Origin of the sequence: Marinoscillum sp., from assembly GCF_965229915.1 — a bacterium.
Lineage (GTDB): Bacteria > Bacteroidota > Bacteroidia > Cytophagales > Cyclobacteriaceae > Marinoscillum.
The window spans coordinates 1,365,733-1,383,878 of the sequence record NZ_CBDDJZ010000001.1; the positions used below are offsets into that span (position 1 = coordinate 1,365,733).

The 18,146-nt window shown below is 43.5% G+C and carries 16 protein-coding genes and 1 tRNA gene; 4 read left to right on the forward strand and 13 right to left on the reverse strand.

The features are described from left to right. Positions 1-2 precede the first annotated feature (2 nt). Positions 3-2,291, forward strand: a complete 2,289-nt coding sequence (pbpC, locus tag ACO067_RS05790; protein ID WP_421871749.1) for a penicillin-binding protein 1C — start codon at positions 3-5, stop codon at positions 2,289-2,291. On the opposite strand, the gene ACO067_RS05795 is transcribed toward pbpC, so the two are convergent. From ACO067_RS05795 to ACO067_RS05815, 5 genes are all read right to left on the reverse strand, one after another. Then, positions 2,292-2,942, reverse strand: a complete 651-nt coding sequence (locus ACO067_RS05795; protein WP_421871751.1) for a response regulator — start codon at positions 2,940-2,942, stop codon at positions 2,292-2,294. Further along, positions 2,920-5,499 (reverse strand): PAS domain S-box protein, encoded by a 2,580-nt coding sequence (locus tag ACO067_RS05800; RefSeq protein WP_421871753.1) that lies wholly within the window; start codon positions 5,497-5,499, stop codon positions 2,920-2,922. The genes ACO067_RS05795 and ACO067_RS05800 overlap by 23 nt, the downstream gene beginning before the upstream one ends. Continuing rightward, complete coding sequence (locus ACO067_RS05805; RefSeq protein WP_421871756.1) at positions 5,462-5,881, reverse strand: response regulator; 420 nt, start codon at positions 5,879-5,881, stop codon at positions 5,462-5,464. Before ACO067_RS05805 ends, ACO067_RS05800 begins: the two co-directional genes overlap by 38 nt. Positions 5,882-5,889: 8 nt before the next feature. Continuing rightward, positions 5,890-7,794 carry a PAS domain-containing sensor histidine kinase gene (locus ACO067_RS05810; RefSeq protein WP_421871758.1) on the reverse strand — a complete coding sequence of 635 codons (1,905 nt, stop codon included), beginning with the start codon at positions 7,792-7,794 and terminating at the stop codon, positions 5,890-5,892. Positions 7,795-8,019: 225 nt separating this feature from the next. Further along, positions 8,020-8,286, reverse strand: coding sequence for a heavy-metal-associated domain-containing protein (locus ACO067_RS05815; protein ID WP_421871761.1), 267 nt, complete (start codon positions 8,284-8,286; stop codon positions 8,020-8,022). Between the two features lie 179 nt (positions 8,287-8,465). Between ACO067_RS05815 and ACO067_RS05820 the strand changes: the two genes are divergently transcribed. The 3 genes from ACO067_RS05820 to ACO067_RS05830 all read left to right on the forward strand — a co-directional run bounded on the left by ACO067_RS05820 (position 8,466) and on the right by ACO067_RS05830 (position 9,553). Next, positions 8,466-8,744: a rhodanese-like domain-containing protein gene (locus ACO067_RS05820; protein WP_421871763.1), complete on the forward strand. Its 279-nt coding sequence runs from the start codon at positions 8,466-8,468 to the stop codon at positions 8,742-8,744. 4 nt (positions 8,745-8,748) lie between these two features. Further along, positions 8,749-9,060: a thioredoxin gene (gene trxA / locus ACO067_RS05825; protein WP_421871765.1), complete on the forward strand. Its 312-nt coding sequence runs from the start codon at positions 8,749-8,751 to the stop codon at positions 9,058-9,060. A gap of 106 nt (positions 9,061-9,166) precedes the next feature. After that, a complete protein-coding gene (locus ACO067_RS05830; protein WP_421871767.1) occupies positions 9,167-9,553 on the forward strand; it encodes a hypothetical protein in 387 nt (128 codons plus the stop codon). Between the two features lie 88 nt (positions 9,554-9,641). On the opposite strand, the gene ACO067_RS05835 is transcribed toward ACO067_RS05830, so the two are convergent. From ACO067_RS05835 to ACO067_RS05870, 8 genes are all read right to left on the reverse strand, one after another. Continuing rightward, positions 9,642-10,694, reverse strand: a complete 1,053-nt coding sequence (locus ACO067_RS05835) for a M42 family metallopeptidase (RefSeq protein ID WP_421871770.1) — start codon at positions 10,692-10,694, stop codon at positions 9,642-9,644. Positions 10,695-10,921: 227 nt separating this feature from the next. Next, positions 10,922-11,005 (reverse strand) — tRNA-Leu (locus ACO067_RS05840). A 60-nt stretch (positions 11,006-11,065) separates the two neighbouring features. Next, positions 11,066-12,013 (reverse strand): L-histidine N(alpha)-methyltransferase, encoded by a 948-nt coding sequence (gene egtD, locus ACO067_RS05845; RefSeq protein WP_421871773.1) that lies wholly within the window; start codon positions 12,011-12,013, stop codon positions 11,066-11,068. A 23-nt stretch (positions 12,014-12,036) separates the two neighbouring features. Beyond that, positions 12,037-13,305 (reverse strand): ergothioneine biosynthesis protein EgtB, encoded by a 1,269-nt coding sequence (gene egtB / locus ACO067_RS05850; protein ID WP_421871775.1) that lies wholly within the window; start codon positions 13,303-13,305, stop codon positions 12,037-12,039. Positions 13,306-13,481: 176 nt separating this feature from the next. Beyond that, on the reverse strand, positions 13,482-14,246 hold the full coding sequence (locus tag ACO067_RS05855; RefSeq protein WP_421871777.1) for a LytR/AlgR family response regulator transcription factor: 765 nt from the start codon (positions 14,244-14,246) through the stop codon (positions 13,482-13,484). A 21-nt stretch (positions 14,247-14,267) separates the two neighbouring features. Then, on the reverse strand, positions 14,268-15,257 hold the full coding sequence (locus ACO067_RS05860; protein WP_421871779.1) for a histidine kinase: 990 nt from the start codon (positions 15,255-15,257) through the stop codon (positions 14,268-14,270). Positions 15,258-15,268: 11 nt separating this feature from the next. After that, complete coding sequence (locus tag ACO067_RS05865; protein ID WP_421871781.1) at positions 15,269-15,475, reverse strand: hypothetical protein; 207 nt, start codon at positions 15,473-15,475, stop codon at positions 15,269-15,271. Positions 15,476-15,673: 198 nt separating this feature from the next. Beyond that, positions 15,674-18,085 (reverse strand): FtsX-like permease family protein, encoded by a 2,412-nt coding sequence (locus ACO067_RS05870; protein ID WP_421871783.1) that lies wholly within the window; start codon positions 18,083-18,085, stop codon positions 15,674-15,676. Between the last annotated feature and the right edge of the window lie 61 nt (positions 18,086-18,146).

The following is an 18,146-nucleotide window of genomic DNA, read 5'->3' on the forward strand; positions in this document are numbered from 1 at the left end:
CTATGTGGAAGAGGATTCTGATCGGAATCGGAGGAGTTGGATGTATGTTAGCGGTTTATCTGGCACTGCCACTAAATCAGCGTTTGAGCAAGGATTTCAGTCAGGTGATTTTGGCGAAGGACAGTACTTTTCTCCGGGTTTTCCTTAACACCGATGAGCAATGGTGTATGCCTCCTGAGCTCCAAGCGGAGATACCGGAGAACTTAAAACTTGCCGTACTCACTTACGAGGATCAGTACTTTGAGTATCACCCGGGAATCAATCCGTGGGCGATCTTGAGGGCGTTGTACCTCAATCTGAAACATGGCGAGGTGATCAGTGGTGGTTCCACCATTACCATGCAGGTGGCCCGCATGATTAGAAATCAAGACCGGACGATCTATCAAAAGCTGGCGGAAACCTTCCTGGCACTGAAGTTAGAGACCCGGTATTCGAAGCAAGAGCTATTGAGTCTATACCTGAATCATGCTCCGTATGGTAGCAATGTGCGAGGATACCAGGCCGCTTCCTATCGGTTCTTTGATAAAAAACCCTCTCAGCTCTCCTGGGCCGAAGCGGCTACTTTGGCCGTATTGCCAAATGCTCCAGGTATGATCTTTCCGTCCAAAAACAACGAAGCACTTCAAGTCAAACGGAATCAACTACTGACCAAATTACTGGAAGAACAAATCATCGATCAGGAGACCTATGAGCTCTCACTGCTGGAGCCTGTTCCAGATCAGATTTATCCTTTCCCCTTGGCGGCTCCTCACTTGACCGAACTCATTCATCAAACCAATCAACTGAATGTAATTCAAACAACTATAGATCCGAACATTCAGTACGAGACCGACTTCTTCGTGAAGCAACACAGTGCACGCATGCGCCAGATGGGGGTAAATAATGCCTCAGCACTAGTCGTGGACAATCACTCGGGACAAGTTATCAGCTATGTAGGCAGTCAGGATTTTGATGACCTGGAGCATGGTGGACGTGTGGATGGTGTACAAGCACCACGATCTTCCGGCTCCATTTTGAAGCCTTTCCTGTATGCATTGGCCATAGATGAAGGACTGATTTTACCCAATACGCTCATCAAGGATGTACCAACGTACTTCAACAGCTTCTCTCCTAACAATGCCTCCGAAAAGTTTGCTGGCATCATTCCTGCCAATAAAGCATTGATCTACTCGCTAAACATTCCGGCAGTACGCCTGCTAAATGCCTACGGGATCAATAAGTTTTATAACAACCTGGAGGCAGCAGGCATCTCCACACTGTTCAGGACTCCAGACGAGTATGGCTTGCCAATCATTCTCGGTGGGTCGGAAGTAACTCCCTGGGACATGGCTAGACTATATCGGGGTATGGCCAACGGAGGCAACTTTCAGGATATTACCTATTTGGCCAATGACAAGCATGACTATCAAAATCATCTGATAAGCCAAGGTGCATCAGTTTTGATACTTGATGAAATGAAAGAGCTGATCCGGCCAGGCCTGGAGTTTTATTGGAAAAAGTATGGAAGCCAACGACCTATCGCCTGGAAAACAGGCACCAGCTATGGACATAAAGATGCCTGGGCCGTTGGTACCACACCAGATTATACGATAGTCGTTTGGGTGGGAAATTTCGATGGACAATCCAACAAAAACTTATCGGGTATGCGAAGTGCGGGGCCATTGCTATTTGATATACTTAATGTACTGCCAGGTAATGAATCCAGTTGGTTTGAACAAGAGGCAAAAGACTTTGTGGAAGTGAAAGTATGTAAGGCTACAGGATTTTATGCCACTGATGAGTGTCCTGTGACTCAGATGGTTTCTGCTCCTAAAGACATGAAACCCATGCGAATCTGTCCGTTTCACCAGCAATTGATGGTTGAGGACGATCGCGTTGTTTGCTCGCATTGCTGGGGGGAGCACCCTCACGAACAATCCTTCCTCAGCTACCCACCAGATGTCAACTACTACCTCAGACAAAATGGAGGACTGGTAGAATACCTACCAGAGCACAACCCAAATTGCCCCACGCGGAAGGAATCTGACATCCTGAAAATCATTTACCCACTTGACCAGGCTAATATTCTGGTGACCCGAGACTTTGATGGATCTTATCAGCCAGTGGTCAGTAGAGTGGCTACCAGGTATGCCGATAGAGAGCTCTTTTGGTACCTTGATGATGAATACCTCGGAAGCACAGTAGACCAACCTTCCTTGCCACTTAAGCTAAGAGCCGGAGACCATCAGCTAGCGGTGGTGGATACAGAAGGCAACCGCCATCAGGTTTCCTTTTCAGTGATTGTCAATTGACTAGTCTGGCAATAGGTCATTCTCTACTGCGTATAGTACCAAACCTGCCACATTTTTTGCTCCTGTTTTCTCTATGAGGTTATGTTTATGACCTTCCACCGTACGAATGCTGATGAATAACTCATCCGCAATCTCCTGGTTGCTGTACTCCTTAACAATAAGTTGCAGCACTTCCTTTTCACGTTCGGTAAGGGGCACATTGTAAGTAAGACGCTTTTTGGGTTGTATTTTCTTCCCCACAAAGTCCTTCAGAATGGTACCGGTCACCTCATCAGAGAAATAATTACTTCCGGACATAATCGTATCTATGGCATGAAATAGCTCTTCCTGCTTCGAGTTTTTCAGGATATAGCCATTCACTCCCAGAGCGAGTAAGTTTTTGATGTGTTGAGACTCACCCATCATGGTCATGATCAGAATTGGCTGCTCCTTATTGTCCTTACGAATCGTTTGGACCATCTCCAACCCATTCATTTCAGGCATGGAAATGTCCGAAATGATCAAATCATAAGACTCCTTCTGGAGTAACCCAAGTGCCTCGGCGCCACTATTAGCTATGCTCTTGATACCATACCGCTCACTATTTTCAAAATAAAACTTCAGCCCATCAAGCACTACCTGATGGTCATCAACTAGCATAATGTTTATCATATATTTCTTTTTTCGGAATGTTGATTAATAAAAGACTCCCTTTACCTGGCATGGAGTCAATCTGCGCCAATCCACCAAGAGCTGTAGCCCTACTGTGAATGGAATTCAAGCCATTGGTTTTACAGTTTTTCAGGTCTGCATCAAACCCTTTACCATTATCCTCAATACTGAGAATAACGTTTTTGTCAACAGCTATTAGCTGCACAATCACTTTCGTCGCCTCAGAATGCTTCACAATGTTGCTGAGCGCTTCCTGGGTAATTCTAAACAGGTTCAGTTCGAGTTCTTCACACAACCGTTCTCCTTTCAGGTTGTCATAATACTGTACAGCTATCCGGTCTTGAATACCAGCAAGGAGTGACTGTACGGCCTCTCCATATCCAAAATCCTTGATAGCTCTTGGCAGCAACTGATGAGCAATGTTTCTTGACTCTGCTATGCCTTTATTGACATATTCAATTCCGCGCTCCAGACGTGACGCATAGGGCTCAATTAGTGCTGCATTTGATTTGACCGATTCCAGATTGAACATGGCGGTAACCAAGGTCTGTTGCAAGCCATCATGTATTTCCCTGCTGATCCGCTCTCGCTCCTTTTCTTGAGCATTGATCGTCGCTTGCATCAGCATTTTATCTTGATTTACATGGTCTGTGATGTTCTGAATGATACCGATCATTCGAACCGGTCTGTCCTCAGCAAAACGAATAGTACCCCTGATACTTAACCATTGCACTTCTCCTTTCTGGTTGAGAATTCGATAGGAGTGATTCAAATCCTGAACTTTTCCCTCATAAATCTTTCTGAAACTAGACTTCATGGACTCACGGTCTTGAGGATGAATCAGTTCATTCAAGAAGTTTTGTACGGTCGGCGTGTAGTTTTCAGGATTCCACCCGATCACCTCATAATATTTATTATTCACATCTATACGATCATGGATCATATCCCAGTCCAATACTCCAAGTACTGCTGATTCTATAGCTGCGTCCAGGCGCTCTTTGGTAGAGCGGATTTGTTCTTCATATACTTTCTGCTGGGTGATATCAGTTTGAATGGCAAAAAAGCCTTCCAATTGTCCTTTCGAATCAAACAAGGGCTGACTCGTAATCCTAAACCAGAAAGGGTCACCACTTTTTCTATAATTGAGAATTTCCACCTCAAAAGACTCCTGATTGGCTACCGCTTCATGCATTATAGCCATGGTCTCAGGATTCGAATCCGGTCCTTGTAGGAGTCTTCCGGGCTTTTTACCTAGCATTTCTCTGAGTTTATATCCTGTCTGTTCCTCCAGAGCACGATTGCACCAGGTCACTAAGCCCTGTGCGTCAGTCATGATTGCTCCATTAATCGTCTCTTTGGCAATAAGCGATAGTTTACGCACTTCCTGTTGATATTTCATTCGTTCGGTAATATCAATCAGTACAGAGACATTGAAATCCCGCCTTAGTCGGGTAGCATGATACAGGGCACACTTTCGCTCCCCTTGCTTATTGTAAAAGTGAAATTCTCCAGTCTTTATCCCCTCTTCTTTGAATGAATCATATTCATCAGCGGATGAATAATCATTAAGCACACAAATATCATTAAGGTTCATCTTCATGAACTCATTGCGGCTATAGCCAAACATCTGCTCAGCTCCTGAATTAACGGCACTGTAATTGCCTTCATCATCAGCAACTAGTACTGCACTCAACGAATTTTCAAACAAGGACTTCAGAAATGCTTCACTTTCACGGAGCGCTTCATTTGCCTTATTGACCTCAGTCAAGTCCTGCACTGACCCAATGATGTATTCGCACGCACCCGAATCATTGAAGTGTGGAGTCAGCGTGACAATTCCGGCCGTTTGTCCTGGATCAAAATCCATTTTCATTTCCCAGCTATTGGTCGTTTTGGAGGTAATTGCCTTGTTGTATTCTCTAAAGGTCTGCGCTATGGAATTGGAGGGAAGCACTTCCTCTACAAGCTTGCCGATTATCTCTTCAGACTGTTTACCAATTCGCTTACAGAAGGCGTGATTGACCATGAGGTACCGAAATCTGTTGGGACCTTCCACACTTATCTTAAAAATGACTGACGTGACCGTATCATAAATCTCCTGCAAATGAGCCTCACTTTCACGCACCTTGTTGCTAAGCTTGTGACGTTCGTAACTGTAAGTAATCGTTTTCAGTAACAACTGCTCATTAATCGCGTTTTTCACCAAAAAATCCTGAGCTCCATACTGGACTGATTTTTCTCCAATATCCCAATTTTCATTACCAGTAAGGACTACTGTGCACAGGCTTGGGTAATGCTTCATCAGCGTGCACAGCGCGCTAAGACCATCACTATCTGGTAAATTCAAATCCAACAAAACCACATCCACTGTATGGTCAGATAACCACGACATGGCATCTGACAATCGATGCTGCACAGTGACATGAACGTTCAGATCAAGTTGTTCCAGACTCTTAGCAATTAAGAATATGTCTCCTGGATTGTCCTCAACATGTAATATGTGATACTCCTTCTTCATCCTAGCCTGGTATTGCTGCTGTTCTAAACCAAAACTCATCAATAGACTGAATAGCACTGATGAAATCATCCAGATCAATAGGCTTTGATATGAAACAGTTGGCATTGAGGGAATACACATCCACTATGTCTTGTTCCAGATTAGAACTGCTCAGGACCACAACAGGTATCGACTTGAGCAAGGGCTGACTTTTGATGAAGTGAAGAACCTCTTTGCCGTTAATCCTGGGCAGGTTTAAATCGAGAATGATCAACCTGGGCTTTTGCTGATATTCCAAACCCCTAAAGTAATCCAGAGCCTTCTGACCATCTGCCAGATGAACCAGTTCTCGTTGTACCTTTTTCAAATCCAAAGCCAATTTGATCAGCTCCAGGTCCCCTTGGTTGTCTTCTACGATTACTATTTTTTGCTGATTGTTCATAAATTGTTCTAGCTGGTTAAGGGTAGCCTAACAAAAAAAGTCGATCCTGTCCCTTCTTCGGATTCCACTTCTATATGCCCTCCATGTCGTTCTACGATCCGTTTTACAATGGACAGGCCGATACCTGTGCCGGGATATTCACTCGTACTATGGAGTCTTTGAAAAATCTTAAATATTTTGTTGTGAAAAACAGGATTGATCCCAATTCCATTATCTGTTATAGATAGCTCCAGGAAGCCGTCTATTAGTTTGGTAGCAATATTGATCTGACCGGTCTCATCTTGTTTTTTGAACTTAATGGCGTTCTCTAGCAGGTTTTGAATCACTCGCTCAATGAGAGATGGGATCACCTCTACAGAGATGGAAGCCACGCTACTAGTAATAATCACACCGGGCACCTCCTTATAAGGAGCTATGACGGTATCAACAATGTCTTGAATGTCAACCAGTTCCATACCCTGGTCTGTGGTATTCACTCTGGAGTATTTCAATAAATCATCAATGAGTCGTTTCATTCGATGAGCACCTGACAAGGCGAAATCAAGGTATTTATGACCATTCTCATCGAGCAGGTCGCCATATTCTCGCTGTAGTAGATTTCCGAAGCTGGAAATCATCCTCAAGGGCTCCTGCAGATCATGAGACGCCACATAGGCAAAATCAGTCAGCTCCTGATTAGATCGGTTCAGTTCTTCATTGAGTTTGATCAACTCATTTTCCAGCAGCTTGGAATGGTCAATATTTCTGATCGTGGCAATCACTTGTTTGATATCACCTGAGCCATTGAGTATTGGTTTAAACACCGTCTCCAACCATACTACTCCAGCAGTGGCATGGTGGTATCTGTAAGCAAATCTGCCTTCCATACGCCTACTACTCAACTGTGTGAAAAAACTATAAATGCTCTCGGCATCCTTTTCGCATATGTTCTTATCAATATTGGAACCCAATAGTGATTCAGGAGAATAGCCTAGCACCTCCACACTTGATTCTGAGATTTTCTGAAATATGCCATGCTCGTCAAGTAGGCAAATGACGTCACTGCTATGCTGGTAGAGAAACGCATTGGACTCTTCGCTCTCTTTGATGAATTCGGATTGCTCCCTTATCTCAGAAATGTCTCTAAATACAGCAATCACACCAGTGATCTTTCCACTTTGGTTCGTTATCGCCGTACTATTGATGGATAGCCAACGGTACTTGGCTGACCCAGTGGCAATGCCCATGATTTGATTTTCCAGTGACTCGCCGGTCCTAAGAGACACGGCCACTGGATGTTCTTCTGGAGGGTAATAGGACCAGTCTTCCCTTACGGTATTCCATTCTGGACTGAAATTGGTCTTGCCCATCAACTGATCTTCCGTCAAGTGGAGGATCTCCAAAGCACGCTCATTGAAATACTCCACCTCTCCGTATTCATTCTGAAACACTACCCCGTCAGACATACAATTGAGAATCTTGGAGTATTCTTTATTGAGCTCATTGAGCTCACGTTCCTTTAGATCATATTTCTGTTGAGAGCTTTTTGATTTGGATATATCCTTAAAATAAGCAACGAAGTGAGTAGGGTCTACGGGCACTACCCGCACCCAAAACCAACGATCGAGCCCTTCCACATAGTTCTCAAACTCACTCGGCTCCTCTTGCTTCAATACTTGGTGGTATTGACCCAACCAGTTGGCCGGATCATGTCTAAAACCGGGGATTAATTCTACTACAGTCTTTCCTTCAACCAATCCCGGAGGAAAGGGAGTATGCTTATAAAATGCCTGATTGATTGATAGAAACCGATAATCTACTGCTTCACCGGTCTGGTCAAACAACATCTCGCAATAAGCTATCCCTTCAGATGCCTGCTCGAATATACTCTTGTAAAGATGCGAAAACTGGTCTGGTTGAATTGTAATCTCCATGTCTTTAAGATCGCTGGTAAACCTTTAAAAACTCCCACCAATATAGAGTTTGTCATGGTAAAGACAAGTGATTTATCGACGAGTGAGAATAATTTGCTCTTGAAATGTATCTATCTGTTAATCAAATATTTACACCCGTGATTTATGTAAGCAAAACACCTAAATGATAATCTTAAGACGAAGATTAGAAGCCTAAGACTATCACCTAAAAGATGTTACACTTAATCAATGTTGTATTCTTCCCACTGCGCAGCTCACGTAGGATTTTACTTTCTGATAGCCGTTAGTAGTCCCTTGTTCTGGATAACCTAAAGAGCCAAGTCGGTCCAGGATGTCCTGCTTGTGTACCGCGGTTTCGTGGAGCAAAGTGACGGCAGCAGTGTCCACATCCACTGCCACTGCATGAATTCCAGATAGTTTGGAAAGGTTGTTTTTGATCGTGTTTGCACATCCTCCACACTTGAGATTATCTACAATGATTGTTGTCTCCATAGTATTAGCTTTTTAGACATACAAAGCTAGCTTTCACTCCAGTACCTTTTGATGACAATGTTTATTTAAGCCGCTGACTTTTAGCATGATTGAGTGTAACAGAAGTTACAAACCCGACAGAATGATCACCGTTTCTTTGTACTGGAATTGGTAATCAGAAATCTAAAATTTTAATACATATGAGTTTAGAAAAACTAATCAATGAAGGAGCAAAAATCATCGATGTAAGATCTCCTATGGAATTTGCGGGTGGCAGTGTACCTGGTGCCATCAACATTCCGTTAAACGAAGTTGCTAATCGAGTGGATGAATTCAAAGCCATGGAGGGTCCACTTGTTCTATGCTGCATGAGTGGCAATCGTAGCGGTCAAGCCTGTGCATTTTTGGGTTCACAAGGTATCGAGTGCTACAATGGAGGCAGCTGGTATGATGTGAATGCATTGGTACCACAAGCATAATCAAATGCCACGCACATTTCATGAGCTCATTCAATCCAGCAAACCAGTGCTAGTCGATTTTTCGGCTGAGTGGTGTGGTCCATGTCAAATGCTCGGGCCGATACTGAGCGAACTCAAAACGAGAATGAAAGACCAAGCCACGGTAATCAAAGTGGATGTAGATAAAAATCCACAGCTGGCAAGGTCGTTGAAAATCCAGAGTGTACCCACGCTGATGATATATCAAAAGGGACAGGTCATGTGGAGACAATCGGGAGTGAAACAGGCAACAGAATTGGAACAAGTTCTCAATTCTTTTAGAACACAAGAGGTTTAGTTGTTGATCATAGATAGCTGAGAGGCCGGCCTGATAGTTCAGGTCGGCTTTTTGTTTCCAACCAATCAGCAGGACCTGTAGTCTTTAACATCAAATAACGATCTCTATGAATATCCGAAACACCTTCGTTTTTTGGTCCGTATCAATGGTCATAGCTATCAGTAGCTGTGCTGATGAGTCTCTCCAGCCTGAAGAGCAATGTAGCACCCATGCGGTGATTGAAGACTGGTCTGGCCTGGATGGATGCGGATACCTACTAAAGCTAGACAATGGCGAATACCTCGAACCCATTATTGTGGGGTATTGTGGCACTCCTCCGATTTCCGAAGAGCAAATGAACGATCCATTGGCTAATTTTTCTATGGAAGATGGTATGGAAGTGCTGATAGACTATGATGTAGCCAGTGAGTACGGCTCTATCTGCATGAAAGGCACCACAGTCAAAATTACCTGCATACAGGAAGTAGGTAGCACTACGGAAACAGACTTATAAAAAAAGAGGCCGTATCAAACAAGTTTGAACGGCCTCCAATTTTTAGATCGGTACCAAATAGGCTTATCGCTTCATACAGCCTTTCTATTTAGTACTCCCAGCTGGCAGTGTCTATCTCCTCGAGGGCTGCTACTAACAACTCGATAGAACCCACTATATCTTCCTTATGCGCCATTTCGATTACCTGATGAAGGTGTCTGGTTGGGATGGAAATCGCTCCAGCTATTGATCCATTTTTGCCCATACGTTGCACTCCGGAAGTATCAGTACCACCGGCTGCCAATATCTCCGGCTGCCATTTGATCTTGTGGGCATCAGCAGTCTTTTTCAAAAACTTCACCATACGGCTATCGCAAATGGTCATGGCATCCATGATCTTCACTGCCGTACCACCTCCAAGTGTTGTCACTTGTTCGTGTGATTGCGCTCCTGGCAGGTCATAGGCGATTGTGGTATCCAGGGCAATCCCAAAATCCGGGTTAATCGTGTGAGATGCTACATTCGCTCCGCGGATGCCCACTTCCTCCTGCACGGTAAACACTCCGTAAAAATCAAAAGCAGGATTCTTGATGTTTTTCAGTGCTTCGATCAGTATGTAGACTGAAACCCGATTGTCAATGGATTTACAATTCACACAATCACCCATCTCAATCAGTTCTCGCTCCCGGGTGATTGGATCTCCTATTTCGATTACTTTTTCCAGCTCCTCTTTGGACATACCACAGTCAATGAAATACTCATCAATTTTAGGAGGTTTGTTGCGCTCTTCGGGTTTCATCACATGAATAGGTTTGCTACCCATCACTCCGATTACCTCTTTTTTACCATGGATGATCACACGCTGAGCGGTGAGCGTCTTGGGATCAAAGCCCCCCAATGTCTGAAACCTGATAAACCCCTTATCATCAATGTGAGACACCAAAAAGCCTATCTCATCCATATGAGCAGCTACCATCACCTTTTTGCCATCTGGGTTTTTAGTCCCTCTTTTGATAGCAATCACATTGCCCATATTGTCAATCGAATATTCATCTACATGGCTTTTTATCTCCTCTATGATCAGTTGCCTGATAGGGTTTTCAAAGCCCGGTGCTCCCGGAGCCTCACAAATATTTTTGAGTAATTGAACGTCTACTTTCATGTTTTCAATCTAATGATTTTCCTGCCTATGAAACAAAAAAGTCTGACCAATGATTGATCAGACTTTATTTTTTTAGTGGTCACAAGTAAAGGTCGATTAGAGTAGCCACTCTGCACAATCTAAAACCTGACATCACATTTGTGCGCACGAGAAGAGTCGATCTGGTCGATCACATCGCAGCGGCGAACCGCCTTCCACACCTAAAACCTTATGGTGAAAATTCTTAGTGCCCAGAGCGGGAGTCGAACCCGCACGTCCTTAAGAACACATGGCCCTCAACCATGCCTGTCTACCAGTTTCAGCACCTGGGCAATAGGACGGCAAATTTACTTTGATAATTGAAAATCAAAAGAATCTGAAGGATTAAAATCTCAAACCACCTCCCAAATAGAGTCCGCAAACAATTGTTCTTGGTCAAAGAGGTTTTCCCGAACGCGAAATCCGGTGGACTCAGCAAGATCAGCAATCTCATCCAGATCATATTTCTTGGACACCTCCATGTAGATAGGCTCCCATGCTCTAAATTCATAAGACGCATTCAATTCTTTGATATGCACCTTTTGAGGAGTTTTAGCTATCAAATAGCTACGGCATTCTCCCGTCATGGGATCATAGATAGGATTGTGGTCAAAAGCTTCCAGATCAAAGTCTCCACCAAGTTCGTCATTGATCCTCTGAAGCAAATTCATATTGAATGCACGAGTGACACCTTGCGAATCATTGTAAGCACTAAGGATTCTTTTTGGATCCTTCTTCAGATCAAATCCAATGAGCAGAAAATCGCCTTTAGCCAGGTTTTGCTGAATGCTGCTCAGAAACGCTATGGCCAGGTCCTTTCGAAAGTTGCCAATATTGGAGCCAAGGAAAAAAGCGATGTTTCTTTTATGATTCTGAAATTTCAGCTCCGACAACACCTTGAAGTAATCACCCGCCAAAGGTTCCATCTTCAAATGGGGTAGTTCTGCCAGAATGTTGCGTTTGAGGTCTTCCAACACATTGGCTGATATATCAACCGGACAGTAAGAAAAATCAGCGCCTTTTTGCTGAAAATATTTCAACAACACTTTGGTTTTCATCCCATCACCTGCTCCCAACTCTACTATTCGGAACGCTCCACCTGAGTCAAACAAGTCAAGAAGGTGTTGGGATTGAGTCTGGAAAATATTGAGTTCGGCTCGAGTGAGGTAATATTCCTCCAGTTGCATGATCTGCTGAAAGAGTTTGTCTCCTTTGGCATCATAAAAGTACTTGGAAGAAAGACGCTTGGGTGTTGAGTTAAGACCCTCTTTTACGTCTTCGGCAAATTGAGTTTTGGACAAAATGAAGTGTGAGTTAGTGAAGTTTAAATATGTCTTGATAATCTAATCCCTGCAAAAAGCCATTGCAGGTGCGGATGAAAGAAATTTCGATAGGAATACCTGATTTGTTCTTTGGGTGTGGCAAAAGAACCTCCTCGAAGCACCTTTTGATTGACCATAAACTTACCGTTGTATTCTCCCAACGCACCATCTGGCGCTCGGTAATACGGATAAGGCTGGTAGGCACTGGATGTCCATTCCCACAGGTTGCCATAAAACCCTGGCCCACTTGCATGCTGCGGGTGAAATGAGCTATTGTCCATGAGATGAGCATTGGCTGGAATTTCCCGTTCATATTTCTGGCAGGCTACTTCCCATTCAAACTCGGTGGGCAGTCGATAACCCGTCCATCTGGCGTAAGCATCTGCTTCATAAAAAGATACATGAGCAACCGGCTCATTCATATCAATCTCCTTCAACCCACCTAGGGTGTAATACATCCACTTATTGTCTTCTTTGATCCAGTACATCGGGCTTTTATAGTCCTGGTTATTAACCCAATCCCAACCCTCGGATAGCCAGTATTCATGGTTTTCATAACCTCCAGCATGGATAAACTCAAAAAACTCTCCATTGGTCACCAATCGATCGGCTATTTCAAAAGCTTCTAAATGAATTTCATGTCGGCCCAGCTCATTGTCAAAACAAAAGCCATTTCCATCATAACCTACAGAGTAGTTCCCTTTCTCCACCGACAACCATTGCATAGCGTCGACTTCCTGGGAAGGTGCAAGAGCTAAGTCCTTATATGCTGGAAATAAGGGATTGTGACCAAGGATGTATTTAATGTCATAAAGGAAAAGCTCCTGGTGCTGCTGCTCATGCTGCAGACCTATTTCCATCACATAGGCCAGGTCTTCGGTCATCTTTGCTGTGGATAAGAACGTTAGCATATGCTCTTCTACATAAGCCCGGTAGTTCATTATTTCTTTAACAGTAGGCCTGGTAAGAAATCCTCTCTCGGCTCTGGTCCAGCGGTCACCAGCGGCTACATAGTAGCTATTAAACAAGTAGGGATAATCGGGATGAAAAAGTTGGTAATCCTTGACATTGGGCACCAACACGAACACTTCAAAAAACCAGGTGGTATGAGCGAGGTGCCACTTGGGCGGACTTACATCCTGAACAGGTTGCACCACGAAATCTTCAATCTCTAGTGGTTCAACCAATTGAAGGAATCGATCACGTACGGTTTGAAATCTTTGGATTAGCTGACTGGCTACTTCATCAATGGAAGCTTTGGGAATAGGCATAATGTATTGAGTTCTGATAGTTGAAACTAGTAAAACTCATTCTGGTTTCAATTGAATTTAATAAAAAAGCCCTGACCTCCAGGATCAGGGCTTTCTAATTAATCAAAAACTCAAAAACTTAACCTTACTGCCTTATGGTGAAAACAACAGATTGGTAAGTTTTAGTTCCAATGCTTTTAGTCATTCAGCCATCGCTTAAATGGCCCGGAACGCTCCACGCTTACAACCACTTCCATGGAGTTGGGCGGAGGTGGTACCAGATCGATTTTTACCCGGCTTTTGGAGTAAGAAACCATGTTTTGGATGCTGCCATATGAAATGATAAACTTCCGATTGATCCGGTAGAATTTCTTTGGGTTGAGGCTGCCTTCCAGATCCCCCAGGTTCGTATTGATGATGTGCTGCGTCCCTTTTTTGGTGACCAGAAACGTATAGCGATCTTCACTGAAAAAATAGGCTACTTCCTCCTCCGGTATGGAATGAATCTTCTCCCCCAAAGTTACCAGAAAACGCTCCTGAAATTTCTGATCAGAATACGGCTTAAGCACCTCCAGTAGGTTACCCATATCAAATTCCTGACCATTCTGACGCCAATTTTTATACTTGGTAATAGCAGTCTCCAGCTCCCCTTTATCTATCGGCTTGAGCAAATAATCGACACTGTTCTCCTTGAAAGCACGAATGGCATATTGATCATAAGCAGTGGTGATGATAATAGGGGCGGCGTTTGTTACCTGATTAAAAATATCGAAGCTAAGCCCATCGCCCAGTTCAATATCTGATAGGATCAAATCCACCTCATTGTTTTCCAACCATTCTACGGCGGATTCTACACTGGCTAGCTTCGCCACCACTTCAGCCTCTGGGTCTACTTGTATGAGGGTTTTCTCCAGATCTTCCGCGGCGAGCGGCTCGTCTTCAATAATAGCAACTTTTAACATATAGCAACCTTTCTCCTGAATTTAGGACTTATCTTTTAATAATGGAATTTTGGATACATAAAAATCACCATCCATATAGAACTCCGGCGCAGGCAAAGATAAATAAGACATGCGTGCTTCCAGATTCTTTTGCCCCACTCCGGTAGAGTCTCGTTTGGAGTCTTTTGGTTGGTAATTATTCTTCACGTACAACCAGTCATTTTCTATATACACTGATACGTTCAGTGGTTTTTCCCTGGTGATTTTGTTGTGCTTTAGGGTGTTCTCAACCAAAAGCTGCAATGATGCACTGGGGATCATGTATTCTTTGTCAGCTCCCTCCAGCTGCATCTCAAAAGTAAATGCATCTTTGAATCTCACTCGCTGCAAGTGAATGTAATTCTCCACAAAAGAAACCTCTGATGTAATGGGTACCAGATTTTCACTATGCTCTAACAGGTAGCGATAAGTGCTAGCCAAATTCTTAACAAAATCACGGGCTTCAGCATTGTCATGTACGAGTGCGTGCAGCGTGTTTAGGCAATTGAACAAGAAGTGTGGATTTACCTGATTGCGCAAATTCTCCAATTGGGCTACTACACGCTCTTTCTCCATCCTTTCTGAACGAATCAACAACTCCTTGTTGATGGATCGCAGCCTATAAGTCTCTATGGCGCGTTTGATGATGATCTGCATCTCATCATAAGTCCACGGCTTGGAGATGTAGTAATAGATATGTCCCAGGTTTACGGCGTTGATCACCGTTTCCATATCGGCATACCCAGTCACCAAAATCCTGATGCTATCTCGAGCGATATCTATGGACTTGCGCAAGAACTCCACACCAGTCATCCTGGGCATGCGCTGATCGGTCAGAATCACCGGGATATCCTGATCACGCTGCAGGATCTCAAGACCCTCCTCGCCTGAATTGGCCGTAACTATCTCATACTCACGCCGAAAAACCGACCGGAAATAATCGATATTCCCGCGTTCGTCATCGACATACAGGATCTTCACTACATCTGACATTTAGCAACCTTTTATCCTCCCAAACCTCTTTTAGCTATGAGAATAACAAGCATGCCTCCTAAGAAAAATACAAATCCGAGTAAAAATAATTTCAGCGCCTGCGGAACATGTCCCATGTCACTCTTTATCAAGATCATGAGTATGCCCATAATGGCCAAAAATAATGCTCCAAAATATACAAGTCTTCTTAGTACGGTGATCATGCTTTCAATTTTCATTAGTTGGAATTACTATTGAAAAATAAAGCATTTAATTTATCCGAACGACATCTTATCATTTTGTTAGACGAACTAATGATCTAATAGGATAAATAGTGCATTAGCTCCCCTTAAGAATCCAAATCATAATCATATTGAACTCTGACTGTCTAAGTTGAAATATTTACAATTAACGGACAAGTAAAATGTGGTTTTTTACTATTCATATTTCAAGGTTTCAGCTGGATTGATCAGTGCCGCTTTCAAGCTATGAAAAGCCATGGTGACTGTAGCTATCAGTGCTGTCATAACTCCCGCCACAATAAAAGGCCACCAAACCAGCTCCACTCTAAAAGCGAAACCGCTCAACCACTCTTCCAACATGAAGTAGGCACTTGGTACCGCCAACAAAAACGCAATTCCAATTAGCAAGAAAAACTCCTTAGACAATAGCATTACGATTTGTGGAGTACTAATCCCCAACACTTTGCGGATACCAATTTCTTTTTTGCGCTGCTCCATAGCATAGGTAGTGAGACCAAACAAGCCAAGGCAAGCCACAAAAATGGCCAACCCTGAAAAGATCACCGTGATGGTGCTGAGCTTCTTTTCTGCACGATAGGATTCTTCAAGCCTCTGATCTAAAAAGAAGTAATCAAACGGACGTGCTGGCATTACTTGCCTCCAGGCGCTTTCTATATCAGCCAGAGCCAATTGGGTCTGTTCCGAATCAATCTTCACTGCCACGTATTTGATGAATAGATTAAATGCTCCCGGATGCGTATTGAGAGACAACACAAAAGGTGCAATCGGGTGATGTTTGGAAACGAAGTTATAATCCTTCACCACACCAACGATCTTACCACGCAGCTCTCCCCGATAATAAAACCGCTTGTTAATGGCCGCTTCTGGAGATTCCCATTGCATGGCTTTCACCAGGGTTTCGTTTACCACCAGAGCAAGAGAATCATCAGTCTGAAACTCATAGGCATAGTCTCTGCCCGCTACCAAATCGATCCCCATGGTTTCGGTAAAATCGTGCCTCACATTAAAATGCGGAAAAGGCTTGGACTGTTCCATCCCTTCAAACTGATAGTTATTGACCTGATGCTTGCTTCCTACAATCTCCTCCACCCCTGTCATGCTCTTGATCCGTGGACTCTCCAAAGCGATGTTTTTGAAATTCTCATAGTGCTGACCCATTGGACTTCTGATTACCGGCAGCATCACAATAGCGTCCTGATCAAAGCCTACTTCATCGTTTTGGAGCATGTTCAATTGACGAATGGCCACAATAGTCCCAATAATCAAAGCAATAGAAATGGCAAACTGAAAGGTGACCAGTATTCGTCTAAAGTTAAAACCTGAAACCTTGACTGTGGAGCTTTTAATTACGTCAATGGTCTTAAATGAGGAGAGCACAAAGGCTGGGTAGAAACCCGACAGTAGCCCAACCACCAAGGTCAAACCAAGCAGACCGAAAAGCATGTAGGGATCTAATAACCTGGTAAATGAAATGGCCTTTTCTGTCAACTGATTGAATGCCGGTAATACTAAAAACAGCACCACCAAAGCAAAAACTACTGCCAGCAAAGTGAGCAACAGAGACTCCACCACAAACTGACTGATCAGCTGTTTCTTTTCACTACCGAGTGATTTTCTCACCCCTACTTCCTTGGCACGCTTGTTTGCTCTGGCCGTGGACAGGTTGATGAAGTTGATAGAAGCGATCAACAAGACGAAGACCGCCACCATCCCAAATATCTGCAGGTTATCCATACTGCCATTGGCTTGAATTTCATAGTCCAATCTGGAGGTGAGATGAATCTCTTCCAGAGGCTGTAACTCCAGTGTGACATCATCTACAATGAATTTAGGAAAATATTTTTTCACAAAATCGGGAAACTGTGATTCCATATTTTCTGGCCGGACGTCTTGTCCTAGCACCACATAGGTCCAGCAGGGGTTCCAGTACCAGGTCTGTGGATACCCACCACCAAAGGACTGTTTCAAACTGGAGAATGAACCCAAGAAGTCAAACTGAAAATGAGCATTCAGAGGAGCATCTGCCAAAACCCCTGTTACTTTAAAGTTTTGGTTTCCCTGAAACTCCAAAACCTTACCTATTGGATCTTCCTTGCCAAAGTATTTTTCCATCATGGACTCAGTTAGCAGGATACTATTTGGCTCATCAAGAGCAGTTTCTTTGTCCCCTACTAATAACTCAAAATCAAAAACATCGAAAAAAGTAGAATCCACGAAAAATATTCCTGATTCATTAAATGCCTTGTCCTTTTCCCGATTTGCCAGTGCCAATGATGGTGACTGAAAATTGAACATTCGAGTCATGGCCTCTATTTGAGCATCAAAATCCGCCGCTAGCGTTGGGCCTGTTGGGAACGGTTGAGAGGCACTGTGCTCTCCTACTCCTTCACTTTCGAAGTGCTCCACCAGTCGGTAGGTCCTGTCTGATTTACTATGAAATCGATCATAACTTAATTCATCCTGGATGTAGAGAAATATCAGGATGAAGCAACTCAACCCAATGGCCAAACCACTGATGTTGATGGCTGAGTATACTTTGTGGTTAATGAAATTTCGGTAAGTGATTTTCAGATAGTTAAGTAGCATTGGTAGTTTGGTTTTTGATCTTATGCAATTGAACGCAGGCATCAGCATGTGTCCAAAATTC